Origin of the sequence: Pseudomonas sp. 2(2015) (genome assembly GCF_000955865.1) — a bacterium.
Lineage (GTDB): Bacteria > Pseudomonadota > Gammaproteobacteria > Pseudomonadales > Pseudomonadaceae > Aquipseudomonas.
The window spans coordinates 1-26,560 of record NZ_JYOF01000007.1 but is presented as its reverse complement, the minus strand read 5'-3'; the positions used below and the strand labels follow the sequence as shown (position 1 = coordinate 26,560).

23 protein-coding genes are annotated in these 26,560 nt (G+C 62.8%); 15 read left to right on the top strand and 8 right to left on the bottom strand.

The genetic code is table 11. The annotated features are described in order from the left end of the window. Positions 1-3 precede the first annotated feature (3 nt). Positions 4-1,587 (bottom strand): PAS domain-containing methyl-accepting chemotaxis protein, encoded by a 1,584-nt coding sequence (locus UB48_RS11805; protein ID WP_045197154.1) that lies wholly within the window; start codon positions 1,585-1,587, stop codon positions 4-6. Positions 1,588-1,878: 291 nt separating this feature from the next. Here UB48_RS11805 and UB48_RS11800 point away from each other — a divergent pair, with 291 nt between their 5' ends. From UB48_RS11800 to UB48_RS11770, 7 genes are all read left to right on the top strand, one after another. Continuing rightward, complete coding sequence (locus UB48_RS11800) at positions 1,879-3,045, top strand: efflux RND transporter periplasmic adaptor subunit (RefSeq protein ID WP_045197153.1); 1,167 nt, start codon at positions 1,879-1,881, stop codon at positions 3,043-3,045. After that, positions 3,042-6,134, top strand: coding sequence for a multidrug efflux RND transporter permease subunit (locus UB48_RS11795; RefSeq protein WP_045197151.1), 3,093 nt, complete (start codon positions 3,042-3,044; stop codon positions 6,132-6,134). The genes UB48_RS11800 and UB48_RS11795 overlap by 4 nt, the downstream gene beginning before the upstream one ends. A gap of 9 nt (positions 6,135-6,143) precedes the next feature. Next, a complete protein-coding gene (locus UB48_RS11790; protein WP_045197149.1) occupies positions 6,144-6,818 on the top strand; it encodes a heavy metal response regulator transcription factor in 675 nt (224 codons plus the stop codon). Beyond that, positions 6,793-8,175 (top strand): heavy metal sensor histidine kinase, encoded by a 1,383-nt coding sequence (locus tag UB48_RS11785; RefSeq protein WP_045197148.1) that lies wholly within the window; start codon positions 6,793-6,795, stop codon positions 8,173-8,175. Before UB48_RS11790 ends, UB48_RS11785 begins: the two co-directional genes overlap by 26 nt. Positions 8,176-8,350: 175 nt before the next feature. Then, complete coding sequence (locus tag UB48_RS11780; RefSeq protein ID WP_045197146.1) at positions 8,351-8,566, top strand: hypothetical protein; 216 nt, start codon at positions 8,351-8,353, stop codon at positions 8,564-8,566. Positions 8,567-8,771: 205 nt separating this feature from the next. Further along, complete coding sequence (locus tag UB48_RS11775) at positions 8,772-10,103, top strand: OprD family porin (protein ID WP_156160193.1); 1,332 nt, start codon at positions 8,772-8,774, stop codon at positions 10,101-10,103. 195 nt (positions 10,104-10,298) lie between these two features. Next, positions 10,299-11,792, top strand: coding sequence for a sensor domain-containing diguanylate cyclase (locus tag UB48_RS11770; protein WP_045197872.1), 1,494 nt, complete (start codon positions 10,299-10,301; stop codon positions 11,790-11,792). On the opposite strand, the gene UB48_RS11765 is transcribed toward UB48_RS11770, so the two are convergent. Further along, complete coding sequence (locus UB48_RS11765; protein ID WP_045197145.1) at positions 11,789-12,265, bottom strand: PA2169 family four-helix-bundle protein; 477 nt, start codon at positions 12,263-12,265, stop codon at positions 11,789-11,791. The genes UB48_RS11770 and UB48_RS11765 overlap by 4 nt on opposite strands. Before the next feature lie 201 nt (positions 12,266-12,466). Between UB48_RS11765 and UB48_RS11760 the strand changes: the two genes are divergently transcribed. Next, the gene (locus tag UB48_RS11760; RefSeq protein ID WP_045197143.1) at positions 12,467-12,697 is read left to right on the top strand and encodes a DUF3820 family protein; all 231 of its coding nucleotides are present in this window, start codon (positions 12,467-12,469) and stop codon (positions 12,695-12,697) included. Here UB48_RS11760 and UB48_RS11755 read toward each other — a convergent pair whose 3' ends face one another. The 3 genes from UB48_RS11755 to ptsP are packed head-to-tail and all read right to left on the bottom strand — an operon-like array spanning position 12,698 to position 18,239. Next, positions 12,698-14,434: a PTS fructose-like transporter subunit IIB gene (locus UB48_RS11755; protein ID WP_045197141.1), complete on the bottom strand. Its 1,737-nt coding sequence runs from the start codon at positions 14,432-14,434 to the stop codon at positions 12,698-12,700. Next, positions 14,431-15,381 carry a 1-phosphofructokinase gene (pfkB, locus tag UB48_RS11750; protein ID WP_045197139.1) on the bottom strand — a complete coding sequence of 317 codons (951 nt, stop codon included), beginning with the start codon at positions 15,379-15,381 and terminating at the stop codon, positions 14,431-14,433. The genes UB48_RS11755 and pfkB overlap by 4 nt, the downstream gene beginning before the upstream one ends. After that, the gene (gene ptsP, locus UB48_RS11745; RefSeq protein ID WP_045197137.1) at positions 15,381-18,239 is read right to left on the bottom strand and encodes a phosphoenolpyruvate--protein phosphotransferase; all 2,859 of its coding nucleotides are present in this window, start codon (positions 18,237-18,239) and stop codon (positions 15,381-15,383) included. Before ptsP ends, pfkB begins: the two co-directional genes overlap by 1 nt. A gap of 389 nt (positions 18,240-18,628) precedes the next feature. On the opposite strand from ptsP, the gene cra reads away from it, so the two are divergent. The 4 genes from cra to UB48_RS11725 all read left to right on the top strand — a co-directional run bounded on the left by cra (position 18,629) and on the right by UB48_RS11725 (position 21,700). Then, positions 18,629-19,624, top strand: a complete 996-nt coding sequence (gene cra / locus UB48_RS11740) for a catabolite repressor/activator (protein WP_045197136.1) — start codon at positions 18,629-18,631, stop codon at positions 19,622-19,624. Between the two features lie 2 nt (positions 19,625-19,626). Next, positions 19,627-20,406, top strand: a complete 780-nt coding sequence (locus tag UB48_RS11735) for a TatD family hydrolase (protein ID WP_045197135.1) — start codon at positions 19,627-19,629, stop codon at positions 20,404-20,406. A 98-nt stretch (positions 20,407-20,504) separates the two neighbouring features. Beyond that, entirely contained in the window at positions 20,505-20,999 is a 495-nt protein-coding gene (locus tag UB48_RS11730) for an Hcp family type VI secretion system effector (RefSeq protein ID WP_045197134.1), read from the top strand. Beyond that, positions 20,987-21,700, top strand: a complete 714-nt coding sequence (locus tag UB48_RS11725) for a DUF4225 domain-containing protein (RefSeq protein ID WP_045197133.1) — start codon at positions 20,987-20,989, stop codon at positions 21,698-21,700. The genes UB48_RS11730 and UB48_RS11725 overlap by 13 nt, the downstream gene beginning before the upstream one ends. Positions 21,701-22,511: 811 nt before the next feature. Here UB48_RS11725 and UB48_RS11720 read toward each other — a convergent pair. Then, positions 22,512-23,066 carry a nucleotidyltransferase family protein gene (locus UB48_RS11720; RefSeq protein ID WP_045197131.1) on the bottom strand — a complete coding sequence of 185 codons (555 nt, stop codon included), beginning with the start codon at positions 23,064-23,066 and terminating at the stop codon, positions 22,512-22,514. Further along, complete coding sequence (locus UB48_RS11715) at positions 23,063-23,839, bottom strand: helix-turn-helix domain-containing protein (RefSeq protein WP_045197129.1); 777 nt, start codon at positions 23,837-23,839, stop codon at positions 23,063-23,065. Before UB48_RS11715 ends, UB48_RS11720 begins: the two co-directional genes overlap by 4 nt. Before the next feature lie 95 nt (positions 23,840-23,934). On the opposite strand from UB48_RS11715, the gene UB48_RS11710 reads away from it, so the two are divergent. Further along, on the top strand, positions 23,935-24,810 hold the full coding sequence (locus UB48_RS11710) for an EamA family transporter (RefSeq protein ID WP_045197127.1): 876 nt from the start codon (positions 23,935-23,937) through the stop codon (positions 24,808-24,810). On the opposite strand, the gene UB48_RS11705 is transcribed toward UB48_RS11710, so the two are convergent. Then, positions 24,807-25,409: a hypothetical protein gene (locus UB48_RS11705; RefSeq protein ID WP_045197126.1), complete on the bottom strand. Its 603-nt coding sequence runs from the start codon at positions 25,407-25,409 to the stop codon at positions 24,807-24,809. The genes UB48_RS11710 and UB48_RS11705 overlap by 4 nt on opposite strands. Positions 25,410-25,874: 465 nt before the next feature. On the opposite strand from UB48_RS11705, the gene UB48_RS11700 reads away from it, so the two are divergent. Together UB48_RS11700 and UB48_RS11695 are read left to right on the top strand one after the other, a co-directional pair. Next, on the top strand, positions 25,875-26,102 hold the full coding sequence (locus tag UB48_RS11700) for a hypothetical protein (protein WP_045197124.1): 228 nt from the start codon (positions 25,875-25,877) through the stop codon (positions 26,100-26,102). A 65-nt stretch (positions 26,103-26,167) separates the two neighbouring features. Next, on the top strand, positions 26,168-26,446 hold the full coding sequence (locus tag UB48_RS11695) for a DUF3077 domain-containing protein (RefSeq protein ID WP_045197123.1): 279 nt from the start codon (positions 26,168-26,170) through the stop codon (positions 26,444-26,446). Positions 26,447-26,560 lie beyond the last annotated feature (114 nt).

Sequence of the window (26,560 nt, the reverse complement as noted above, 5' to 3'; positions counted from 1 at the left end):
ACCCTACTGGCAGCGCCGCCAGAACTCATCCGCCAGCCGGCGCAGGTCTTGCGCCAGCCCGGCCACGTCGGTGGCGCTCAGGTGGCTCTGCTGGCCGACCTGCACGGTGGCTTCGCTGGCCTGGCGAATGCTGATGATGTTGCGGTTGATGCTCTCGCTGACCTGGCTTTGCTGCTCGACTGCAGCGGCAATCTGCAGGCTCATTTCACTGATCTGGTTGACCCGCAGGCTGATGCCGTCCAGGGCGCTGGCGGCGCGCTGCGCCTGTTCGACACTGTGCCCGGCATGTTCGCTGCTCTGCTGCATGACCTGCACCGCTTCGCGCGCACCATGTTGCAGGGCGCTGATCATCCGCTGGATCTCGTGGGTCGACTGCGCGGTGCGCTGGGCCAGGCCGCGTACTTCGTCGGCAACCACGGCAAAACCACGGCCCTGGTCGCCGGCACGCGCCGCTTCGATGGCAGCATTAAGGGCCAGCAGGTTGGTCTGTTCGGCGATGCCGCGAATCACCTCGAGCACCCCGGTAATCTCGCTGCTATGGCTTTCCAGATTGTGGATAACTTCGGTGGCCGAATTCAGCGAATTGGCCAGGTTCTGGATGGCGCTGCGGTTGAGATCGACCAGTTGATGCCCGGCCTGGGTTTCCCCTTCGGCCTGGTCGGCAGCCTGCGAGGCTTGCTGGGCGCTGCTGGCAACCTGGGCAACGCTGGCGGCCATCTGGTTGATCGCGGTGGCCACCTGGTCGGCTTCGCTTTGTTGCTCCAGGCTGTTGCTGTGGCTGCTTTGCAGCGACTGGGCAAGGCTGCCGGTATGCCCGGCCAGGCGCCGCGAGGTATCGCCGATACGCCCGACCACCGCACCCAACTGGCCCTTGAGCATGCGCAGGGCGAAGTCGATCTGGCCGATGCCGTCGCGCCGGCCGGTGTACAGCTGCTGGCTCAAGGGGTTGTCGGCAATCGCCTGAGCCTGAACGCGCAGGCGCTCCAGCGGGCGCAGGGCAATGAAGATCATCAACGCCGCCAGGCCGCTGGCCACAATCAGCTCCAGCGCACCTTGCCATGGCAGCACCGGCAGCAGCAGGCGACTGATGGCAAACACCGCCGCCAGCGCCAGGGTCACCCCGCCCCACAACTGCCAGCCCAACCCAAGCACCGGCAGACGCTGCCACCAGCGGTTGCGGCCACTGCGCAGGTGGGCGTAACAACGCTCAGCGGCCTCGACCTGCTCGGCACTGGGCTTGGTGCGCACCGACTGGTACTCCATGGCCTGACCGTTGCTGGAGATGGGCGTAACAAAGGCGCTGACCCAGTAATGGTCGCCGTTCTTGCAACGGTTTTTCACCAGGCCCATCCATGAGCGGCCGCTCTTCAGCGTTTGCCACATCTGCGCGAAGGCCTGGGGCGGCATGTCCGGGTGGCGGACGATATGGTGGGGGTTGCCGATCAACTCTTCACGGGTAAAGCCACTGATCTTGATGAAATCGTCATTGGCGTAGGTTATCTGGCTGGTCAGGTCAGTGGTGGAAAGGATATTGGCGTCACCGGGATAATCCACATTGCGACCGGTCACAGGCAAATTGCTCTTCATCGGAGGCACTCGTTTTTGTCGGGGAGAATCGGCAGGGCGTACGACTCTAGTGGCAAATTTTTGCGCAATCTTGATCCAGCTCAGGATATTGGCACTTGGCCATTACCGAGCTGAAATACACAGAATCTGCTGTGTTGGCAGGTCGGGCCTCATCGCGGGTCAAGCCCGCTCCCACAAAGGAGCGGTGTACGCCAAACCTGTCAGCGCTGTCAGTTAGCGGTCACGCTGCTGACCTGATTGAGCAGCTATAACGCTAAATACCCACCCCTCCGTCCGCGGTGCCCTGCAAGCATGCGAATCAAGTCTCGTTCCGTCGTTATCTGCGCCCTGCTCATCGCCCTGGCAGGCACTGCCCTGTGGCTGGTCAACCGCCCCGGCAAGGAACAATCCACCACCAGCAGCGCCATTCCGGTGCGAGTGGTCAGCGTCAAGCAACAGGACGTGCCGCGCTTTGTCAGCGGTATCGGTTCTGTGCTTTCGCTGCACAGCGTGGTGATACGCCCGCAAGTCGAGGGGGTGCTGACGCAGTTGCTGGTCAAGGAAGGCCAGGCGGTCAAGCAAGGCGACCTGCTGGCCACCATCGACGACCGTTCGATTCGCGCCAGCCTCGAGCAGGCCAAGGCCCAACTGGGCCAGAGCCAGGCGCAGTTGCAGGTGGCCGAGGTCGACCTCAAGCGCTATAGGCTGCTGAGCACCGACAACAGCGTCTCAAAACAGACCCTCGACCAGCAGCAGGCGCTGTTCAACCAGCTCAAGGCCACGGTACTCGGCAACCAGGCGGCGATTGCCGCCGCCCAGGTGCAGCTGTCTTACACGCAGATTCGCTCGCCGGTGACCGGCCGGGTCGGCATTCGCAATGTCGACGAGGGCAACTTCCTGCGCGTGGCCGACACCCAGGGGCTGTTCAGCGTGACCCAGATCGACCCGATCGGCGTCGAGTTCTCGCTGCCGCAGCAACTGCTGCCAACCCTGCAGGGCCTGCTCACCGCGCCAACCCCGGCGGTGGTGCAAGCCTACCTGGAAGGCGACGGCGACAGTGGCGGCACACTGCTGGGCGAGGGCAGGCTTACGCTGATCGACAACCAGGTGGCGGCCAACACCGGCACCATCCGGGTCAAGGCCGAGTTCACCAACCCGGATGCGCGGCTGTGGCCCGGGCAACTGGTGACCCTCAAACTGCAGACCGCGCTGGATCAAAAAGCCCTGGTGGTGCCGCCGCAAGTGGTGCAGCGCGGTATCGACGGCCACTACGTATACCGCCTCAATGGCGACAAGGTCGACAGCGTGCCGGTCAAGGTGCTGTACCAGGACAGTGTGCTGAACATCATTGCCGGGGTCGCAACTGGCGACCGGTTGGTGTCCGACGGCCAATCGCGGCTCAAGCCCGGCGCCCATGTCGAAGTCGCCCCTGAGGCGCCGCCGCCAGAAGACGTGACCAGCGCCAAGGTGCAGCCATGAACCCGCGCGGCTCGATCAGCGCCTGGTGCATCGACCGCCCGATCGCCACCCTGCTACTGACCTTCGCCCTGGTGCTGCTCGGGGTCATCGCCTTTCCGCGCCTGCCGGTGGCGCCATTGCCCGAAGCCGATTTCCCGACCATCCAGGTCACCGCGCAACTGCCCGGCGCCAGCCCGGAAACCATGGCCTCGTCGGTGGCCACGCCGCTTGAGGTACAGTTCAGCGCCATCCCCGGCATGACCCAGATGACCTCCAGCAGCGCCCTGGGCTCGACCAACCTGATCTTGCAGTTCACCCTCGACAAGAGCATCGACACCGCCGCCCAGGAAGTCCAGGCGGCAATCAACACCGCCACCGCGCGCCTGCCCCAGGACATGCCCAGCCCGCCGACCTGGCGCAAGGTCAACCCGGCCGACAGCCCGGTGCTGATTCTTACCGTAAGCTCGGCGCAGATGCCGGCCAACGAGCTCAGTGATTACGCCGAAACCCTGCTGGCCCGCCAGTTGAGCCAGATCGACGGGGTCGGCCTGATCAACATCACCGGGCAGTTGCGACCGGCCATCCGCGTACAGGCCCAGCCAGAAAAACTCGCTGCCCTGGGCCTGACCCTGGCCGACCTGCGCCAGGCCATCCAGCAGACCAGCCTGAACCTGGCCAAGGGCGCGCTGTACGGGCAGAACAGCGTGTCGACCATCGCCACCAACGACCAGTTGTTCCACCCCGAGGAATACGCCCAGCTGATCGTCTCGTACCGCGACGGCGCGCCGGTGCACCTGCAGGATGTTGCCAAGGTCATCAATGGCGCCGAAAACGCTTACGTCAAAGCCTGGTCCGGCGAGCAGCAGGGCCTGAACCTGGTGGTGTTCCGTCAGCCCGGGGCGAACATCGTCGATACCGTCGACGGCATCATGGCGGCCTTGCCGGGGCTTGAGCAGATGCTGCCGGCATCCGTGCAGGTGTCGGTGCTCAACGACCGCACCCAGACCATCCGCGCCTCGCTGCACGAGGTGGAGATCACCCTGATGATCGCCGTGCTGCTGGTGATCGGGGTAATGGCGCTGTTCCTGCGCCAATGGTCGGCGACCCTGATCGTGTCGAGCGTGCTCGGTGTGTCGCTGGTGGCCAGCTTCGCCCTGATGTACCTGTTCGGTTTCAGCCTGAACAACCTGACCCTGGTGGCCATCGTCATCTCCGTGGGCTTTGTGGTCGATGACGCGATCGTGGTAGTGGAGAACATCCACCGTCACCTGGAAGCCGGTGACGGCATGCGCGAGGCGGCGATCAAGGGCTCGGGGGAAATCGGCTTTACCGTGGTGTCGATCAGTTTTTCGCTGATTGCCGCGTTCATTCCGCTGCTGTTCATGGGCGGCGTGGTCGGGCGGCTGTTCAAGGAGTTCGCCCTCACCGCCACCTCGACCATCCTGATTTCCGTGGTAGTGTCGCTGACCCTGGCGCCGACCCTCTGCGCCCTGTTCATGCGCCGCCCGCAGCACAACGCCCATGACGCCCCGAGCCGCCTGCTCGGCTGGTACGAGCGCGGGCTGGTCAAGGCCCTGGCCCACCAGCGGCTGATGCTGGGCCTGTTCGGCCTGACCTTCGCCCTGGCGGTGGTCGGTTACATTGCCATCCCCAAAGGCTTCTTCCCGGTGCAGGACACCGGCTTCGTGCTCGGCACCAGCGAGGCGGCGGCCGATGTCTCCTACCCGGACATGCTCGAAAAACATAAGGCGCTGGCCAGGATCGTCGAGGCCGACCCGGCCGTGCGAGCCTTCTCCCATGCTGTCGGAGTGACCGGCAGCAACCAGACCATCGCCAACGGCCGCTTCTGGATCGCCCTCAAGGACCGCGGCGATCGCGACGTTTCGGCCAGCGAATTCATCGACCGCCTGCGGCCGAAACTGGCCAAGGTGCCGGGCGTGGTCTTGTACCTGCGCGCCGGCCAGGACATCAACCTCAGCTCCGGACCAAGCCGCAGCCAGTACCAGTACGTGCTCAAGAGCAATGACGGCCCGGCGCTGAACCTCTGGACCCAGCGCCTGACCGAGCGGCTGAAGGCCAACCCGGCCTTTCGCGACCTGTCCAACGACCTGCAACTGGGCGCCAGCGTTACCCGCATCGACATCGACCGCAAGGCCGCGGCGCGTTTCGGCCTGACCACCACCGACGTCGACCAGGCGCTCTACGATGCCTTCGGCCAGCGGCAGATCAGCGAGTTCCAGACCGAGACCAACCAGTACAAGGTGATCCTCGAACTCGACGCCCGCCAGCGCGGCAAGGCCGAGAGCCTCAACTACTTCTACCTGCGCTCGCCCTTGAGCGGCGAGATGGTGCCGTTGTCGGTGCTGGCCAAGGTCGCGGCGCCGAGCACCGGGCCGTTGTCGATTGCCCATGACGGCCTGTTCCCGGCCGCCAACCTGTCGTTCAACCTGGCCCCCGGCGTCGCCTTGGGCGACGCGGTGCAGATTCTTGAACGCACCCAGCGCGAACTGGGCATGCCCGATTCGATCATCGGCACCTTCCAGGGTGCGGCCCAGGCCTTCCAGAGTTCGCTGTCGAGCCAGCCGTGGCTGATCCTCGCGGCGCTGGTGGCGGTGTACATCATCCTCGGCGTGCTCTACGAGAGCTTCGTCCATCCGCTGACCATCATCTCCACTCTGCCCTCGGCCGGGCTCGGCGCCCTGGCGCTGTTGTGGCTGTCGGGCGAGGATTTTTCGATCATGGGCCTGATCGGCATCGTGCTGCTGATTGGCATCGTCAAGAAGAACGGCATCCTGCTCATCGATTTTGCCCTCGACGCCCAGCGCCACCAGGGCCTGAGCGCCGAAGAGGCGATCCACAAGGCCTGCCTGACACGTTTTCGGCCGATCATGATGACCACCCTCGCCGCCCTGCTTGGCGCCGTGCCGCTGATGTTCGGCATGGGCGCCGGCGCCGAGCTGCGCCAGCCACTGGGCATTGCTGTGGTCGGCGGGCTGCTGGTCAGCCAGGCGCTGACACTGTTCACCACACCGGTCATATACTTGGCCCTGGAACGCCTGTTCCACCGGCGCCAGACGGCCGTGACCATGGCGCAAACCGATGCCAGTTGAGAGCCGACCATGCGTGTGCTGATTATCGAAGACGAACAAAAGACCGCCGACTACCTGCACCGCGGCCTCAGCGAGCAAGGCTTTACCGTGGACCTGGCGCGCGACGGTATCGATGGCCTGCACATGGCCCTGGAAGGCGACTATGCGGTGATCGTCCTCGATGTGATGCTCCCGGGGCTGGACGGCTACGGGGTGCTGCGCGCCCTGCGTGCGCGCAAGCAGACGCCGGTGATCATGCTCACCGCCCGCGAGCGGGTCGAAGACCGCATCCACGGCCTGCGCGAAGGCGCCGACGACTACCTCGGCAAGCCGTTCTCGTTCCTCGAACTGGTCGCCCGCCTGCAAGCCCTGACCCGCCGTGGCGGCGGCCATGAGCCGGTGCAGATCCAGGTCGCCGACCTCTGGGTCGACCTGATCAGCCGCAAGGCCAGCCGCGCCGGGCAGCGCCTGGAGCTGACCGCCAAGGAGTTCTCGCTGCTCAGCGTGCTGGCCCGCCGGCATGGCGAAATTCTGTCGAAAACGGCGATTGCCGAGCTGGTCTGGGATATCAATTTCGACAGCGACGCCAATGTTGTCGAAGTAGCGATCAAGCGCCTGCGCGCCAAGCTCGACGGGCCTTTCGAAACCAAACTGCTGCACACCATCCGAGGCATGGGCTATGTTCTGGAAAACCGTGCCGACTAACTCCATCGCCCTGCGCCTGAGCGCCCTGTTCACCCTGGTGGCACTGGGTGTGTTCCTGGTGATCGGTACCGCGCTGTACAAGCAGGTCGACCGCAGCCTCGACCTGCTGCCCACCGCCGAGCTTGAAGCGCGCTTCAGCGTGCTGGAGTCGTCGCTGACCCGCTACGACACCCGCGAGCACTGGCAGAAGATCACCAACAAGCTCAATTTGCTCAGCGAAGAAGACCGGCGCATCCGCTTCTGGGTGGTCAGCGACGGTAGCCCGTTCGAGTATGGCCAGCCAGACGCCAGCATCCGCACCTTTGCCCAGGGCCGGCTGGGCATGCGCGACCTGCACCTGGCCGCCAGCCCCTACCCTTACAAGGTACTGGTCAGCGAACTGCCGGCCATGGGCAAGCGCCCGGCCCTGCGCTTTTTGATCGGCATCGACACCGAGACTTTCTGGCACACCCAGCACACCTTGCTGGTGGCGATCATCAGCCTGTCGGTGCTGGGCGTGGTGCTGGCCTCGTTGCTCGGTTACTGGGTGGCGCGCTATGGTTTGCGGCCGTTGCTGGCACTCTCGGCCGAAGCTCAAAAGCTGGCGCCACCGCGCCTGAGCGGGCGCCTGCAACTGGCCGACCTCGCCCCGGAGCTGGCGCAGTTCGCCAGCGCCTTCAACTCGACCCTGGAGCGCGTCGACCAGGCCTACAGCCGCCTGGAAGCCTTCAACGCCGACGTCGCCCATGAACTGCGCTCGCCGCTGACCAACCTGATCGGCCAGACCCAGGTCGCCCTGACCCGTGGGCGCAGCGCCGAGCACTACTTCGAGGTGCTGCAATCGAACCTTGAAGAACTCGAGCGCCTGCGCAGCATCATCAACGACATGCTCTTCCTCGCCAGCGCCGACCAGGGCAGCAAAGCCACGGCGCTGACCAGCACCTCGCTGGCCGAAGAAGTGGCGACCACCCTCGACTACCTGGACTACATCCTCGAGGACGCGCGCATCAGCGTGCAGGTCAGCGGCGATGCCCAGGCGCGCATCGAAAAGGCCCAGTTGCGCCGGGCGCTGATCAACCTGCTGAACAATGCAGTGCAGCACACCTTGCCCGAGCAGGTGATCCAGGTGCGCATCGAGGAACAGCACGGCCAGGTGAGCATCGCCGTGAGCAACCCGGGGCCGGCGATTGGCGAGGAACACCTGGCGATGCTGTTCGAACGCTTCTACCGGGTGGATGCGGCGCGCAGCAACAGCGGCGCCGGCAACCACGGGCTGGGGCTCGCGATCGTCAAGGCGATTGCGTTGATGCATGGCGGCAGCGTGTTCGTGCGCAGCCAGGCGGGGGCCAATACCTTCGGGATCCTGTTGCCGGCCTGAGGGCCTCATCGCGGGTCCGGTGTACACAGATCCATTGTGGGAGCGGGCTTGACCCGCGATGACTATTACCTTTGACGCAACAGTGCTTATCCTAAAAGTAACTGTTTCTATCACCCATTTCCGACTAATTTAGTCAAACCTAATCCACACTTGCCAAGCAAGAAGGTTGTTGCAAATGTCCAACAGTATGGGTGTTGCCAGCGTATTCGTCCTGTCGTCCCTGTTGCTGTCGCCACTGGCCATGGCTGAAGAATCCCCGGCCTTTGTTGCCCGTAATGCCGAGCGCGCCGCCGTCGTTCAGGAAGCCTTCGCCGCGCAACGTTCCGAGCAGGCCAAAGGCCTGGAACAGACCGCTTCCAAGGCTCAAACGAGTGACGCTTCCGATAGCTGATAGCGACACGCTCCACTCCTTCGACTCCCTCGATGGCCGTACAGGTGACTTGAGCGCCTGTGCGGTTGTCTTTCAAAGCCGCTGCCGATCAGCGGCTTTTTTTCGTGTGTCGAAAAATGCCAGCGCGCTGGCTCGTTTGTTCATAACAAGACCGTCTTTCACACAATAAAAACTGCCGTACATTCACCCCAAGGAGTCCACACCGGTGAACACTGCTTTACGCTTCACCCCACTGTTCGTTGCATTGGCTGCAACGATGCCCTGCAGCGCCCAGGCCGACGAGGAAAAGGCCGAAGGCTTTATCGAAGGGTCGAGCCTCAATGTGCACGCTCGCAACTACTACCTGAACCGCAACCAGCTGCTGCCAGGCGTGCGTGACAACCGCGAATGGGGCCAGGGTTTTCTCGGCAAGTTCGAGTCGGGCTACACCCCGGGTACAGTCGGTTTCGGCCTCGATGCCCACGCCATGCTCGGGCTGAAACTCGACGGCGGTGGCGGTACCTCCGGCTCGAGTATTTTGCCGATCAACACCAAGGGCGATGGCGAACCGGGCAAGGCCCACGATTCGTTCTCCACTGCCGGCGCTGCGCTGAAGATGAAAGCCTTCGACACCGAGCTCAAGGCCGGCGACCTGTTCCTCACCAACCCGGTGATCGCCGGCGGTGAGTCGCGCATGCTGCCGCAGACCTTCCGTGGCGTCAGCGTCACCAACAACAGCTTTGACGGGGTGATGCTCGAAGCCGGCCAGGCCAGCTTCACCAAGCCCTACAACCAGAGCGGCCATCGGCGCATCGACACCTTCTACGGCAAGTTGCAGGACGAGCGCGACAGCCGCCACCTGAACTGGGCCGGGGTGGCCTGGAGCGGCGTACCGAACCTGACCTCGAGCCTGTATGCCGCCGAGCTCAAAGACATCTGGAACCAGTACTACTTCGATCTGGACTACACCTGGCAACTCAACGAGCTGGTCAGCCTCAACCCCGGCCTACATTTCTACCACACCCAGGACACCGGCCAGGCGCTGCTCGGGCATATCGACAACAACACCTACAGCCTGCATTTCACCGTCAACGTCGGCTACAACAGCCTCACCGCGGTGTACCAGCGGGTCAACGGCAACACCCCGTTCGACTACATCAACCAGGGCGACAGCGTCTTTCTCGACAACTCGCAGATCTACTCGGACTTCAACGGCCCCAACGAGCGCTCGTGGAAGCTCAAGTACGCCTACGACTTCGCCGGTGCCGGCATCCCCGGCCTGACCTCGATTGTGTCCTACTCGCGCGGTGAGCTGGACATGAGCAAGGTCGACCCCAACAGCGTCGGCTACGGTCACTGGTACAACGCCGACGGCGAGAATGCCCAGCACTGGGAACGTGACGTCGACCTGCAGTACGTGTTCCAGCAAGGCCAGCTCAAGGACCTCTCGGTACTGCTGCGCTGGGCCTCGCACCGTGGCACCCAGGGCTACTCGCACATCGACAACGATGTCGACGAGTACCGGGTGATCGTTGACTACCCGCTGAACATTTTCTGATCGAACCTGTAGGCGCGAGCTTGACTCGCGATGCGATGGGTCTGACCCGTTGCAATCGCGGGGCAAGCCCGCTCCCACATTCGTCAGAATGTCACCATTAAATCCTTGTCCGACAATCCGCGCGCCCCTAGAATACGGCCGCCGCGCAGTAATACCGCACTTTCCAGACGGTCTTCGGCATCAGTGACCATGACGTTGCCCACCCGATCCCAGCGATCCGCCCTGTACAAGTCTCATCCGGAGCTGATCCTCAACCTGGGCAGTTGCCTCGCGGTGCTCGCCATCGTCGCCATCGTCACCTTCCTGTTGATGCGCGAACGCAGCAGCGTCGAACAGGCCGCCGCACGCTCGGCCAGCAACATAGTGCAGCTGATCGAAAGCGACATCGTGCGCAATGTCGAACTCTATGACCTTTCCCTGCAAGGCCTGATCTGGGCCGTGCAGCGCCCGGAACTGCTCGCCGTGCCGGTCGAGCTGCGCCAGCAGATTCTCTTCAACCAGGCCGTTACCGCACCGGTACGTGGCGATATCCTCTGGCTCGATGCCAAGGGCGACGTGGTTGCAGACTCCACCAGCAGCATCCCGCGCCAGGCCAATTTCGCCGACAGCAAGGACTTCCAGCAGCATCGCGACAACCCCGACCTGGGCCTGGTCATCGGCCAGCCGTTCAAGGCACGGCTGGGCGACCTGGACTGGTGCATCAGCTTCAGCCGGCGCATCTCCGGGCCCCACGGCGAGTTTCTCGGCGTGGCTGCCGGGGCCTTGCGCCTGTCGTACTTCAGCACGCTGTTCCAGCGCCTGGACATCGGCACCGACAGCAGCATCAACCTGATGAACACCGACGGCGCCCTGCTGGTACGCCAGCCGGGCAGCCCGGACGAGCCGAAAATCGGCCAGAACTACAGCGACCGACCGAACTTCCAGCGCATGCGCGCCGATGTCAGCGGCACCTTTGCCGGGGTTTCCACCCGCACCGGCAAAGAACGGCTGTTTACCTTCGCCCGGGTTGGCGACTTGCCGCTGATCGTCATCGTCGCCCACTCCGCCGACGAAGTCTTCGAGTCGTGGCGGCGCACCGCCGTGCTGGTCAGCGTCGCCACCGGCGTGCTGTGCATCGGCATTCTCTGGCTGACCCTGCTATTGGGTCGCGAATTACGCCGCCGACAGAGCGCCGAACAAGGCCTGGCGGCGCTGGCCGCCACCGACAGCCTGACCGGCCTTGCCAACCGCCGGCGCCTCGACCAGGTGCTGCGCCAGGAATGGGCACGAAGCCTGCGCAATGCCCGGCCGCTGGCGGTGCTGATGGTCGATGTCGATCACTTCAAGGCCTTCAACGATCGCCATGGCCACCCGGGTGGCGATGCCGCCTTGCGCCAGGTGGCCGCAGCGATTGCCAGCAGCATTCGCCGCCCGGCCGACCTGGCCGCACGCTATGGGGGTGAGGAATTTCTGGTGGTGTTGCCGGAGACTGAACTGCCGGGGGCACTGCTGCTGGCCGAACGCATTCGCGCAGCCGTCGAGGCGTTGCCGCCGTTTGGCGCTGACACAGCGCCGGTGACCGTCAGTATCGGCATCGGTTGCCACACGCCAGGCGCCCAGCAAGATCTTGCGACCTTGCTGGGCGATGCCGACGAGGCGCTTTACCGTGCCAAGGGCAACGGCCGCAACCGGGTCGAGGCTGCGCGTTAAGAGCTGGCGCGAGCCTGGTTGCGCAGGGCCTTGACCTGGTCATGGTTGCGCTGCACACCGTGGTACTGGCGTTCAACCAGGGCGTACACCTCGCTGCTTGGCAGGGTGTTGAGGCGAGCCAGTTTTTCCAGGGCGTCCTTGTAGGCTTTCAGGGCGTGGTCCTCGCCGCGCTCGACTTCGTTGAGCACCGCTTCTTCATCCTTGCCGGTGAGCATCGACTTCAGGTTGACCCAGCCACGGTGCAGGTCACCGCTGACGCTGGTCGAGGTTTCCGGGTCGCCACCGAGGCTGCGCACTTGCTGTTGCAGTTCGGCGGCGGCGCTACCGCACTCACCGGCACGCTGGATGAAGTAGCTTTTGAGCTGCGGATTTTTCACATCCTCGGCAGAGGTTTTGAAACCCTTTTCGCCATCCTTGCTGAACTCGATCAGTTCGTTGAGAACCGAGACCACTTCTTTGTTGGGGGTAGTCATGACGTTGCTCCTTTGCATGAGGGAAGTGCAATAGATCGGAGCAGGGTTCGTGCCAGCCGGCGAACATAAAAAATATCGTTAACTTTCAATAACTTGAAATTAAATGAACTTATCACTTGCACGCGTTCTGCATGAACTGTCCTTTGGCCTTCATGCAGATTGCATGTATGTTGGCCCACCTCTTCAAAGAACAGCCTTGCCATGAACCCGGAAGCCCTCGTCCTGCTGGTCACCCGCGAAATGCCCTACGGCAAATACCAGGGCCGGCTGATCGCCGACCTGCCTGGCCACTACCTCAACTGGTTCGCCCGCCAGGGCTTCCCCAAGGGCGAACTGGGGGCCCTGCTGGCGCTGATGCACGAGGTCGATCACAACGGCCTGAGCGACCTGCTGGTCCCCCTGCGCAAGAAGTACCCGCGCCCGCGCAACTGATCAGGCCTTGGCCGGCTGCACTGTCAGCTCCACCCCTTCACCACGCTTGAGCACGGCATACACCACTGCCGTCAGCAGGCTGCCGGCGACGATCGCCAGCAAGTACAACACGGCATGGTTGATCGCATTGGGGATCAGCATGACGAACAGGCCGCCATGGGGCGCCATCAGCTTGCAGCCGAAGTACATCGACAAGGCGCCGGTCAGCGCACCGCCGACGACGCTGGCCGGGATCACCCGCAGCGGGTCTTTGGCGGCAAACGGAATCGCCCCCTCGGAAATAAAGCACAGGCCCAGCACCAGCGCCGCCTTGCCGGCTTCGCGCTCGCTCTGGGCGAACTTGCGCCGGGCGATGAAGCTGGCGATGCCCAGGCCAATCGGCGGCACCATGCCGGCGGCCATGGTCGCGGCCATCGGTGCATAACTCTGTGACGCCAGCAGCCCGACCGAGAATGCATAGGCCGCCTTGTTAATCGGCCCGCCGAGGTCGACGCACATCATCCCGCCGAGCAGCACGCCGAGCAGAATCGCGTTGGTGGTGCCCATGCTGTCGAGAAAATGGGTCAGGCCTTCGAGCATGCCGGCCACCGGCTTGCCGACCACGTAAATCATCACCAGGCCGGTGAACAGGCTGGCCAGCAGCGGGATGATCAGGATCGGCTTGAGCGCCTCAAGGCTGCTGGGCAGGCGCGCCCAGCGGCTGATGGCCTTGGCGCTGTAACCGGCGAGAAAGCCTGCGACGATCCCGCCGATAAACCCCGCGCCCAAGGTACTGGCGAGCAAGCCGCCAATCATCCCCGGCGCCAACCCCGGGCGGTCGGCGATCGAATAAGCGATGTAACCGGCCAGCAGCGGCACCATCAGTTTGAACGCCGCGTCACCGCCAATTTGCATCAATGCCGCAGGCAGGGTGCCGGGCTCTTTGTAAGCCTCGATACCGAACACGAACGACAGCGCGATCAGCAAACCGCCGGCCACCACCATCGGCAGCATGAACGACACGCCGGTGAGCAGGTGCTTGTACACCCCGGTTTTTTCGCTGCGCGCAGGCGCTGCGTTTGCACCTTGCGCGGCAGCTTCTTCGCGGCCTTCGGCCAGGGCTTTTTTCAGTGTCGCCTGGGCCTGCTTGAGGGCAACGCCGGTGCCGCAGCGGTAGATGCGCTTGCCGGCAAAACGCGCGGTGGGCACCTCAATATCAGCGGCCAGCAGCACCACGTCGGCGTCGGCAATGGCCGCTGCCGACAAGGGGTTACGCGCGCCCACCGAGCCCTGGGTCTCGACGCTGAGCTGGTAGCCCAGCTGCTGCGCCGCCTGCTGCAAGGCCTCAGCGGCCATGAAGGTATGGGCCACGCCAGTCGGGCAGGCGGTGACCGCGACGATCTTCGCGCCGCGCTCTACCGGCGCTGCAACCGGCTCGGCTTCGGGCTGATAAACCACAGCCTTTTCGGCCGCTTCACGGAGAAAGTTTTCGACATCCGCCAGGGCTTGCGCCGGGGTGCTCTGGAACAGGCGCTTGCCGGCGAAACGGCGCAGCTCCAGCGGGCCGGTGTTGACCACCAGCACCCAGTCGGCGGCAGCGATCGCCGCCGCCGATAACTGCCGCTCGGGTTGCTGCGGGTCGTGCACTTCAACGCTGGTGCTCCAGCCCTGGCGCAGCGCGGCCGCTTCCAGCAGGCGCGCACTGAGCACACTGGAGACCTGGCCATTGGGGCAGGCGGTGACGATGGCAATGTTCATCTGCAAGCCTCTTGTTGTGCTTCTGTCAGCTGCACCTGGCTTTCCAGTTGCGCCAGTTGCGCCCGGTCGTTGATGCCGAAACCGATCTGGGTCACCGCCTGGGCGGCAATCGCCGTGGCCCGGCGCAGGGTTTGCGCCGGCGTGTCGGCGCTCAGCAGGCCATGGACCATGCCTGCCAGCAGCGAATCGCCGGCGCCGACGGTACTGGCTACCGTGACCTTGGGCGGCACGGCGCTGAGGACGCTGCCCTGGCGGAACCAGTTGACGCCCTGCTCGCCCTGGGACACCACCACATGTTCGACACCCTGGCCGATCAACCGGGTTGCAGCTTGTTGCTGCTGGGCAACATCCTGCACCGCAGTGCCAAGCACTTCGCTCAGCTCATCGGTGTTCGGCTTGACCAGCCACGGCCCGCAGGCAAGCCCGGCCCGCAAGGCTTCACCGCTAGTGTCCAGAGCCACTTTCAGGCCCATGGCCTTGAGCCGGGCCAGGAGCATCTGCAACCACTGCGGGCTGATGCCCTGCGGCAGGCTGCCGGCCACCACCACCGCATCGTGACCGGGGGCGATCTGCTCCAGGCGGGTCAGCAGTTCCAGACGCGCCTGCTCATCGACCTGCGGGCCGGGGCCGTTGATGTCGGTGACCTGGCCGCAGGCTTCGACCAGCTTGATGTTGCAGCGGGTCTCGCCGGCTACCCGCACGAAGCAATCGGCAAAGCCACGGCGGCCGATCAGGGCCTCGAACGGCGCCAGGTTGTCGCGACCGAGAAAGCCGCCCACCGTCACGCTATGGCCAAGATCGGCCAGTACCTGGGCAACGTTCAGGCCCTTGCCGGCGGCATGGCTGTGCTGCGCCTGGCTGCGGTTGACCTGGCCGGCCAGCAGGCTGTCGAGGCGGACGGTAAGGTCCAGCGCCGGGTTCAGGGTCAGGGTCAGTATCTTGGCCATCAACGGGTCTCCAGCAGTGCCCGCACTGCGCCGGCACTGCCCTGCAGCAAGGCTTGGCGCGCAAGCTTTTGGGCATGTTCAAAGTTCAGTTCACGTACTTCGGCTTTCACCTCGGCGATGCTGCGCGCAGCAACGCTCAGCTCATCGACGCCAAGGCCGAGCAGCAGCGCCACCGCCTGCGGATCGGCCGCCAGCTCGCCGCACACGCCGACCCACTTGCCCTGGGCATGGGCGGCGCGCACGGTGATGTCGATCAGTTGCAGCACCGCCGGGTGCAGGCCGTCGGCTTGCGCCGAAAGGCTCGGGTGGCCGCGGTCGATGGCCAGGGTGTACTGGGTCAGGTCGTTAGTGCCGACGCTGAAAAAGTCCACTTCCTGGGCCAGCACCGGCGCCAGCAAGGCGGCCGATGGCACCTCGATCATGATCCCCAGTTGCAGGTCGCTGACGCTGATTTCCTCGCGCAGGCGCTCGACCATGGCCCGCGCCTGGCGCCACTCTTCGAGCTGGCCGACCATCGGGAACATGATCCGCAGCGGCCGGTCGCCAGCAGCGCGCAGCAAGGCGCGCAGCTGGCTTTCCATCACCTGTGGGCGTTGCAGGGTCAGGCGAATGCCGCGCACGCCGAGGAAGGGGTTTTCTTCCTTGGCGATCGGCCAGTAAGGCAAGGGTTTGTCGCCGCCGACATCGAGGGTGCGCACCACCAGCGGCCGGCCAGCAAGGCCATCGAGCACGCGGCGGTACTCGGCCTCTTGCACGGCTTCGTCGGGGGCTTGCGGGTGAGCCATGAAGATCAGTTCGGTGCGCAGCAGGCCAACGCCTTCGGCGCCCTGATCAACCACCGCTTCGATCCCGGCGCTTTCGCCGATATTGGCGAACACCTCGATGGCATGGCCGTCGCGGGTGATTGCAGGCTCCAGGCGCCGGGCCTTGGCGGCCTGCAGGCGTTGCTCGCGGCGGTCGCGTTCGGCCAGGGCCCGTTCGAGTTGGTCAGCGGCGGGGGCGACGGTCAGGCGCCCGCGTTGGCCGTCAAGCAGCAGCGGCGTACCCGGGGCAATCAGCAGCACGGCGTCGCCGGCACCCACCACAGCGGGGATACCCAGGGCACGAGCGACGATGGCGCTGTGGGCGGTGGCGCCGCCCCGAGCGGTCAGAATCCCGGCTACCCGTTGTGGGTCGAGGCGCGCCACATCGGAGGGGCCGACCTCTTCCATCACCAACACATAGGGTTGCTGCGGCGCCGGCACGTCGGCTTCGCCGCACAGCTGGGCCAATACCCGCCGGCCGATATCGCGCAGGTCGGCGGCACGTTCGGCAAGCAGCGCATCGTGCAAGGACTCCTGCTGGCGCGCGGCGGCATCGATCACCGCCATCCATGCAGCGGCGGCGCTTTCGCCCTGGCGCAGGCGCTGGTCGACTTCGTCGGTAAGGTCCGGGTCGGCGAGCATCTCCTGGTGGGTGACGAAAATCTCGCGGATGGCCTTGGCCGGGCTGCGCTGGGTCAGCGCTGCGATCTCCTGGTTCACATTGCTAAGCGCTTGCTGCAGGCGCTGGCGTTCAATCGGCAGCGATTCACCGCGCAGCGGGTAGTCGAACTCGCGCAGCACCTGGATATGCGCCGGGCCGCTGGCAATGCCCGGCGCAGCGGCAACGCCGTGGATCAGCGCGCCCGCTGCCGGTGGCACAAGCTCTGGCTCGGCCATCACCTCGATGACCGCCTCGACCACCGGCGCCAGCGCCTCGACCTCCTCGCCCAGGCCCGCTTCAATCGCGGCCAGCAACGCCGGCAAGGCATCGCCGGCAATGGCGGGTTCGGCGATGATTTCCAGCATCTGCCCACGCCGGGCACCGAGGCTCAGCAGCTTGCTCAGGCTCTTGGCCGACACCGCTGGCTGGCCGCTGTCGACCAGGCGCAGGCGAATCTCGCCATCGAAGTTTTTCGCCAGTTGCGCCAGCTCCTTGGCCGGCCGCGCATGCAGGCCGTGGGCGTTGGCCAGGCCGATACGCGCGCTGGGCCAGTCGGCAGGCAGCTCGCCGCCCAGCACTTCCAGCACGGTGCGGCTGTTGGTGGCGCGGCACAGCTCCTGGCCGCGGCCTTCGATCAACAGCGTGCACAGGCGCTCAAGCAAGGCCTGATGCGCAGCGCCAAGGCTGGCCAGGCAGAACAGGCCCTGCACCGGCTGGCCATTGTGGCGCAGCGGCTGCTGCGGGGTGACGAAGGCCAGGCCCGGCTGGCGCACCGCCTGCTCGCTGTGCAGCCACCACAGGCCCTCGCCCAGCGGTAGCGGATCGAGCTGCTGCAACACCCCGGCAAAGCCGCCGCCGACACACTGCGCGCGGGTCAGCAGGCGCGCGGCGCGCCATACCAGCTCGTCAAAATCTTCGGCGGGCACGCCCAGGCCGATCATCTGCGCATCCAGCGCCAGCTCTTGCGGCGCGCCTTGCAGCAACTTCAGCAATGCCTCGGCAGAGCTGGCACGGCGCAGGGCTTCGGCCAAGTCCGTCTCGCCCAGGGCGCGGGTCAGCAGTTGCAGCAGGCGCAGATGCTCATCGGAGCGGGCGGCAATGCCAATGGCCAGGTAGACGATCTGGCCGTCGCCCCAATCCACGCCTTCGGGGAACTGCAGCAGGCGCACCCCGGTGGCATGCACCAGCTCGCGGGTTGCGGGGGTGCCGTGGGGGATGGCAATACCTTGGCCGAGGAAGGTCGAGCCTTGCGCTTCACGGGCTTGCAGGCCGGCCAGATAGCCTTCGGCAACCAGGCCGTCGCTGACCAGGCGCTCGGCCAACAGGTGCAGCGCCGCCGACTTATCCACAGCCGACTGGCCCATGGATATCTGCTCCACGGTGAGCTCGAGCATGACCTTCTCCTTTGCAGCACCAGGGCGGTGCTGAGGTATTGTTGTGAATTGTTCAGCTAAGGGCCAGTTGCAATGGCCCTGTCCAGGCGAAGGGATCGGCAGTAAATCGCCTGCTGAAACGTTTAATCTAGATTAACGAGCACGTTACTCGATAATGTGGGATGAATGAAGCCCTGCTTGTCGTATTGCGGGGGGCTGCTCTGCAGCCCATCGCCGGCAAGGCCGGCTCCCACAGGGTTCAGTGCATGCAGCTCCTGTAGGAACTGTGAACAACATTGCCCATGTTGTAGGACAATTGCGACAATGGTCGTCTGCGCCATCCTTCCAGGATCGGCGACAATACCCGGTCAGGCTTTGCAGCCAGTCTCGGTAATAACAAGGAAAATGCGGTGAAACTCAGCGATATCGCGCGTCTGGCCGGTGTGTCCGTCACCACCGCCAGCTACGTCATCAATGGCAAGGCCGAACAGCAACGCATCAGCAAAAGCACTGTCGAGCGGGTGCAGGCGGTGGTCGAAGCCCACGGCTTTACCCCTAACCCCCAGGCTGCAGGTTTGCGCAGCCGGCACACGCGTACCCTCGGCTTCATCCTCCCCGACCTGGAAAACCCCAGCTACGCGCGTATCGCCAAACAACTGGAACAACGCGCCCGGGCCCAGGGTTACCAACTGCTGATCGCCAGCAGCGACGACCAGCCCGACAGCGAGCGCCAGCTGCAGCAGCTGTTTCGCGCCCGCCGTTGCGACGCCCTGTTCGTCGCCAGCTGCCTGCCGCCAGAAGACGACAGCTACCGCGAACTGCAAGCCAAGGGCATGCCGATCATCGCCATCGACCGCAGCCTCGACCCCGCGCACTTCTGCTCGATCGTCAGCGACGACCGCAACGCCAGCCAGCAACTGACCCGCAGCCTGTTGGCCACCCAGCCTGCGCACATCGCCCTGATCGGCGCGCGCCCGGAGCTGAGCGTCAGCCAGGCCCGCGCCGGCGGCTTCGACCAGGCCCTGGAAGGCTTCGGCGGTAACGTCAGCCGCCTGCAAGGCGAAGCCTTCAGCCGCGAGTGCGGCCAGCGCCTGATGAACCAGCTGCTCGAAGACCTCGGCCGCTTGCCCGACGCCTTGGTGACCACTTCCTACGTGCTGCTGCAAGGCGTGTTCGACGTACTGCAAGCACGCCCGGCCGACTCGCGCAGCCTGCAACTGGGCACCTTCGGTGACAACCAGCTGCTCGACTTCCTGCCGCTGCCGGTCAACGCCATGGCCCAGCAACACGGCCTGATCGCTGAAACCGCGCTCAAGCTGGCCCTCGCCGCCGTTGAACAGAAGCAATACCAACCGGGCGTGCACGCCATCGGTCGAACCTTCAAACAGCGAATCTTCCCGGCCTGAACATGCGCCTGATCGACACCCACACCCACCTGGACTTTCCAGACTTCGACCCCGACCGCCCGGCCTTAATGGCCAACGCCCGGGCCGGTGGGGTCGAGCGCATGGTGGTGCTGGGGGTGCATCAGGATAATTGGCAGCGCGTCTGGGACCTGGTGCGCAGCGACTCGCAACTTTATGCCGCGTTCGGCCTGCACCCGGTCTACCTAGACCAGCACCGCCCCGAGCACCTTGTCGAATTGGGCGACTGGCTGACCCGCCTGCAAGGCGAGCGCCAGCTGTGCGCAGTCGGCGAATTCGGCCTGGATTACTACCTGCCCGAACTCGACCGCGAACGCCAGCAAGCGCTGTTCGAAGCCCAGCTGCAACTGGCCGCAGACTGCAACCTGCCCGCCCTGCTGCACGTGCGCCGCAGCCACGCCGTGGTGATCGCCACGCTCAAACGCTACAAACTCAAGCGCGGCGGCATCATCCACGCCTTTGCCGGCAGCGTCGAAGAAGCCCGCGAGTACCACAAGCTCGGCTTCAAACTCGGCCTCGGCGGCGCCGCGACCTGGCCGCAGGCGCTGCGCTTGCACAAGGTGCTGCCACAGTTACCGCTCGACAGCGTGGTGCTGGAAACCGACGCGCCAGACATGGCCCCGGTGATGTTCCCCGGCGTGCGCAACAGCCCGGAGCACCTGCCGCAGATTGCCCAGGCGCTGGCCGCGATCATGGGGATCGAGGTTGAGCGGTTGGCTGAGGTGAGTACGGGTAATGCTTGTGAGTTGTTTGGCTGGGCGTAAATCTTTCAGGCCAAAGCGACAATTTTCGGAAACGACCTACATACCCATCAACTTATTCGAATCTAGGCTGCGCTCTCTGACTACAGGGAGTAACGCTTATGGCCAATCATGGATACATGACCATCACCGGCAGGCAGCAAGGGCTGATCTCGGCTGGCTGTTCCACCGCAGATTCAATGGGCAACAAGTATCAGTCCGGGCATTGCGACGAGATCATGGTGCTGGCGTACAGTCATAACCTTTCCAACCTCGGCAACACCCAGAACGCCACCCACCGCCCGATTGTCATCAGCAAAAACATAGACAAGGCATCACCGTTACTGGCTCAGGCGCTGGCCAATCGAGAGGAGCTGAAGTGCCTGATCAACTTCTTTCGAATCTCTTCCAGCGGCCACCATGAGAAGTACTACACCATAGAGCTCAGGGGCGGGATGGTCGTCGATTTGAGAATCGATGTACCCCACGCGGTTCTCCAGCACGACATGGATGCCCAGGAACACCTTGCCATCCGCTATCGCGACATTTTCTGGACTCATCACCTGGCAGGCACCAGTGGTCATGCCTTTTGGGGGGACGAGCAATGGAGCGAATGAAGAAAAAACCTGAACTGCGCTCACACGATCTATGGGAAGTCAGTAGCGCCGCCGCACGCCTGACCAGCTACGCCTGCGCGATCAGTGCCCGCCACCTTGAGGATGATGGTGTACGCATGCAATTCAACCGCGAGCTGGCGTACTACGCCAAGCGCGTGGTCGATGATGTCGAGCAGCGACGCTTGAGCCCTGAGGAAGGGCTTAGAGAAATCCAGGAAGAGCAGCGGAGTTTGCTCAAACAGTCGCAGGAGATATTTTTCAAAGGATTCGGTGTGGCTGTTGGCACCGCTCAGGTCGTAGCTGGCGGAGGTATTTGTTACGCCAGTGTTGGATCCCTATGTGTATTTTTTGGAGTGCCACTTATGGCACATGGAACAAATAACATTTATGAAAATGGGCGAAATCTCGTTACAAGAAGCAATGATACCGAAGGTCCGGTCCGTAAGGGATATCAGTCCCTTGCTAAAACGGCCGGCTTTCAAAATCGCGAAGGAAATATCGCATACAACAGTATTGACTTAGGTTTATCGGCTTACGGCTTCGGCAGACATGTACTCAAGAAAGACTCCTGGCGCTTATTTCGCTACCTGAAATCTGACTTCGAGCGGGGCTATAAAAATATGGGGGCAGGGACGCTGGGTTCCGAAGTCATAGCTGACATACTCACAGGAATGCAAATCCATGATGAAATAAAAAAATGATCCCATTAGCATTTATAGGATTTGCAATTATTGGCATTGCGTCTTCTATTTTTTTAAAATTACATTTTTCCGGGCCATCCTTAGGCTGGACCAAGCTATTGTTTTGCTTGGCTTACAATGCCTTTTTTGGGGTTTGCTATCTTTTAATCGCAAAACAGGATCATTTTGTTTATTTCGGATACCGCCCCGACATAATCGAAGACTATCAATTTATTGGCTGGTGCGCTCCACTTCTATTTCTCTTTCATGGATTCAGCTACCCCAAGAAAGAAAAGCGAAGATGAGGCCCAACACCACCTGAAGCGCGCCTCACTTTGCACCCTTTCCGATTCTGGAAAATGGCCTATGTACGCGCATTCAAAAAACTGGAAAACGTATCACTAGCCACTAAAATTATGAACGACGCCATAACAAACAAGAAAGTATGCGACGAATTTAAAAATGATAATTACTGCTTTTTTCGTGTTTGCAACCCTGGGCATTTCATTAGCACTTCTATTAAAGAAGCGCTTCACTGGGGCTGACCTAGGCTGGACAAAGTTCCTCATCTCCTTGACCTGCAATGTCTTTTTCAGCAGTTGCTACCTCTATCTGGTGAACCATGAAAAATACACCTACCTTAGAATTCAAAACTATTCATCGGGTGATTACCCACTCATAGATTGGCTCTCCATGGCACTAGTACTATTTCATGGATGGGCTTATCCGCGAAAGCTATAAAACCCGAGTACGAGCCCAGCGAGAAATGATCCCACCAGCTTTCATCGGGTTTTCGCTTTCTGCAGGGACTCAGCCACCCCACAAAAGGACATCAGCCAACACACCGCAACCGTGGCCACTTACTCAACCACGCCTTACCCGCAATCCGCTCCTCATAAACCTGCCGCTTATCCACCACAAAGCGCCGACTCGGCCTGAGCAGCAGCGCGAACAAGTCATCAAGCCCCAAAGGCGCCGACACTTCACACCTGTCATCAGCAGTGCGTCTTACCGCAATGGCGGTAGCCGTTTCACACCAGAAGGACATCGCTTCGGCGGATGAACCGTAGGGCGCATCGCCGTTGCGGCTGTGCATGCGCGCCTGGTTTTTTACCGACCAGTCGATGCCGGGAGCCAGCACGCGCAACGTCGCTTCCAGGCGTTGGTCTTCGGCAGCGTCTGCCCGAGCCGGATCAAACCAGATGATATCCACATCCCCGGTCAGCGCTGACGGCCTACGACCGTGCAAATAATCCCACACCGCATTACGCACAAATCCGGCACCGATCCAGCAGTCCGGCAGATCCAGGCGCCGGACCACCTCAAGCACCTGCCAGCGGCGCGCATCGGTCGAGATAATCTGCTGCACCTGTGCTTCATGATTCATAGCGCATCCTTGTTGAAATACCGACTTGGCGCCGCCCCTAACACCTTGCGAAACACGCTGGTGAACGCACTCGGGCTGCTATAGCCCAGGTCCACCGCCACCCGGGTGATCGGCTCGCCATTGCCCAGGCGCACTACCGCTGCCAACAGGCATGCCTGCTGGCGCCATTCGACAAAGCTGATACCGGTTTGCTGACGAAACAGCCGGGTAAACGTACGCCGGCTCCGGCCCACCTGCCGGGCCATGTCATCGATGCTCACCTCAAGCGAGGGTTGCTGCAACAGCCGCTGGCACGCCTGGGCCAGGCGCGGATCATCCGGCAGCGGCGCATTCAGCGACAGCGGCGCCATGCTGGCGATTTCGTGCAGCAGCAAGGCCATCAAATGACCGTCGCGCTGTTCTTGCGCATACAGCGCCGGCACGTCTGCTGCCTGAATCAGCAACTGGCGCAAAAACGCCGACACATCGAACACCTGACACAACCCCGGCAGCGCCAAACGTGCCGCCGCCACGTTGCTGACGTAGGTGTTGAGCATGGTCACCGGCCCGCTCATGACCATCTCATGGGGTACCTGCGCCGGCACCCAGATCGCCCGTTGCGGCGGCACCACCCAGTTGCCCTGGCGGGTGAACACGGTGATCACCCCACAGGCCGCATAGGCGAACTGCCCGCGCTGATGGGTATGCAAGGCGAAGTGATGGCCATCGGCATAATCAACGGCGGTCACCACTGCATCGCGGGGAATGTGTTCAGACGGGTCGATTTCAATCATGGCCCGAATCTACCGGCCTGCGACCCGATAGCGCAAGCGGGCCACCGCCTGCATTGCGCATAGTTGCGCCCTGCCCGCCTGTGGATAACAACACCATGCAACCAAAACACTTGCTGCTCGCCGTGCTGGTGACCGCCGTCTGGGGCCTGAACTTCCCCATCAGCAAACTGGCCCTGGCCGAGATCGACCCGCTGTTGCTTACCGCCCTGCGCTTCAGCCTCGCCGCCCTGCCCTGGGTGTTGTTCATCAAACGCCCGCCCGTGGCCCTGGGCTGGCTGGCCGCCTATGGCTTGATCTTCGGCGTGGCAATGTGGGCGCTGATCAACATAGGCATCAGCCTGGGCGTGCCACCCGGCACCGCTGCCCTGCTGATTCAGTTCAGTGCCTTCTTCACCTTGGGCTGGGGCGTGCTGCTGTTTCGCGAAGGCATGAGCCTTGGCCAGTGCGTTGGCGTGCTACTCGCCGCCCTCGGCTTGCTCTGCATTATCGCCAGCAGCCCCGGCCAGGCGACGACCGCGGGCTACAGCGTATTGCTGGTCAGCGCCTTCAGCTGGAGCGTTGGCAACGTCATCATCAAACGCTCGAAAGTGCGTGAGATGTTTGCCTTTGTGGTGTGGGCCAGCCTCTTCCCGCCGATCCCCTTGCTGCTGCTCACCTGGCTCAACCATGGCAGCGCGCCGTTCACCGCCCTGGCCAGCCACCTTGAGGGCATCGCCCTGCTATCGCTGGTGTTCCAGGTCTACGCGGCGACGCACTTCTGCTACTGGGGCTGGAACCTGTTGCTGCGCGAGTACCCGGTTTCGACCGTTGCGCCGCTGTCGTTGCTGATCCCGATATTCGGCGTCGCCGGCTCCATCCTCATGCTCGGCCACCACATCGAGCGCAACGAAGGCATCGCCATTGCCCTGATTCTGGCGGCCCTTGCAGCGGGGCTAATCAAAACCCGCCCGCTGCTGCGCCGAACGGTCTAGAACCAACCGCGATCATCCTCCAGCTCCTGGCGACAGGCCTTGAGCTGGGCGCCATAGACCCGCGACTGCGCCTCTACCTTGCGCGCCACCTGCATCAGCCACGGCTTGCTGCGATAAGTCCCACGACTAAAACCGCCGCGCCCTTCGTGATAGGCCAGGTACTGGTTGTAGGTATCCCACTTGGAAATCCCCAACTGGCGCTGGGTGCCGGCGGTGTACCAGCCGATGAACATCACCGCGTCATCGAAGTTATCCCGCGAGCCGCCATTGCCGGTGCCGGATTTGTACTCACCCCAGACCGGGTCCTGAGCCTGGGCATAACCATAGGCCGAACTCACCCGCCCCCACGGAATTACCCACAGCAAGTAGTCGCGGGGCGGCAGCGCATCGGAGACGAAGCTGCTTTCCTGCTTCATGATCGCCATCGCCACATGTTGCGGCGTGCCGAACTGCTGCTGCATCTTCAGCGAATCTTCGTACCAGTCCGGGTACTGGCGGTAGATATTGCACAGATTGTTCTGATCCCTCGGCGGCGCCGTGGCGCAGCCCGACAAGACCGCAACCATCAACATCAGCGCCCACACTCGCCCTTGTTTCATCCATCGCCCCAGCAGAAAAAGAGGGCTTTCGTTGCCCTTCGTATAAAACGCAGCGCCTGGACAGGCCAGGTTGCGGTGACCTCCTATGATGGCGTGGGTGATGGCAGGGTCACCAGCGTGGAACGTGGATTTGTAACGAATAGTCGCGAGAACGGTACTTTAACGGCGGAAATCTTCAGAATTTCCTGATTCCATGTAGTCCATTTCCCAATCATACTTTTGCCGCGCGTAAACCATTGCGATGGCATTGGCCTCACTCTAGTCTCGACCGGTCGTTGACCTTTAACGACAGGCTTTGACAGGCCTCCAGATCTCTAGAACACGTGCACGCTTTATGGCGGCAGTACGTGGGGCACCTCGTGTGCGCCGAGTTTCTAGAGTCCTCGGTCTGTCAACCCGCGTACCGCTGCCACCTACTTGTTTGACAGCAGGTCTGTAGCAGCCTCGATGACTCTAGAGGTTCGCATGCTCAAAATCGTCCCCGACCCACCGCATCATCCCAACCAATCCCTTGAAGACCTTCTCGTCCAGACGTCTGGATATTTGGTCCGCGCGCTGACTATTGCTCAGCAGACCGTGCTGCTCCATCCCAGACCGCCTGAGCAGGTACTGACCTTGGCGACCATGCACGAGATTGAACACGCCCGAAGCTTGATTGAAGTGGCCTTGAGCAAGGTTCAGTTGAAGCACTGAGGTCAATTTCAGAAGAGCGCCAGTGTTGCCTGGGCAATGCTGGCTGCCTGCTTTGGGAGGTATTGATGAACGAAGATCGTGCTTCAATTGTGAAAACGATAGGCGTCGGCACCTTCGGCGAAGGCCCGAGCGGGAAGACCACCGAACGACTGTTTCGGGTTGAGCCAGGGCACAGTGTGGAATTTGTGCTGGAGCAAGCGGCTTTGTTGATGGGGTGTGTGAGCAAGCTGACTCATCAGGTGATGATTGAAGAGGATGAGGCGATGGTGTGTGCGGCTCATTATTTGAGTGGGATGGCGAAGGCGTTGGTTGAGGATGTAGTGCATGGGATGGCGGATGGGTGATCGACATCCTGTTGAGCCAGGTCAAAGCTCATTTGGACCCGTTCGATAGAAACGATAAACTTGCCCTGCTCGTCAGGATCACCTCCTGTACTTGTAGTGGTCTAATGAAACCGG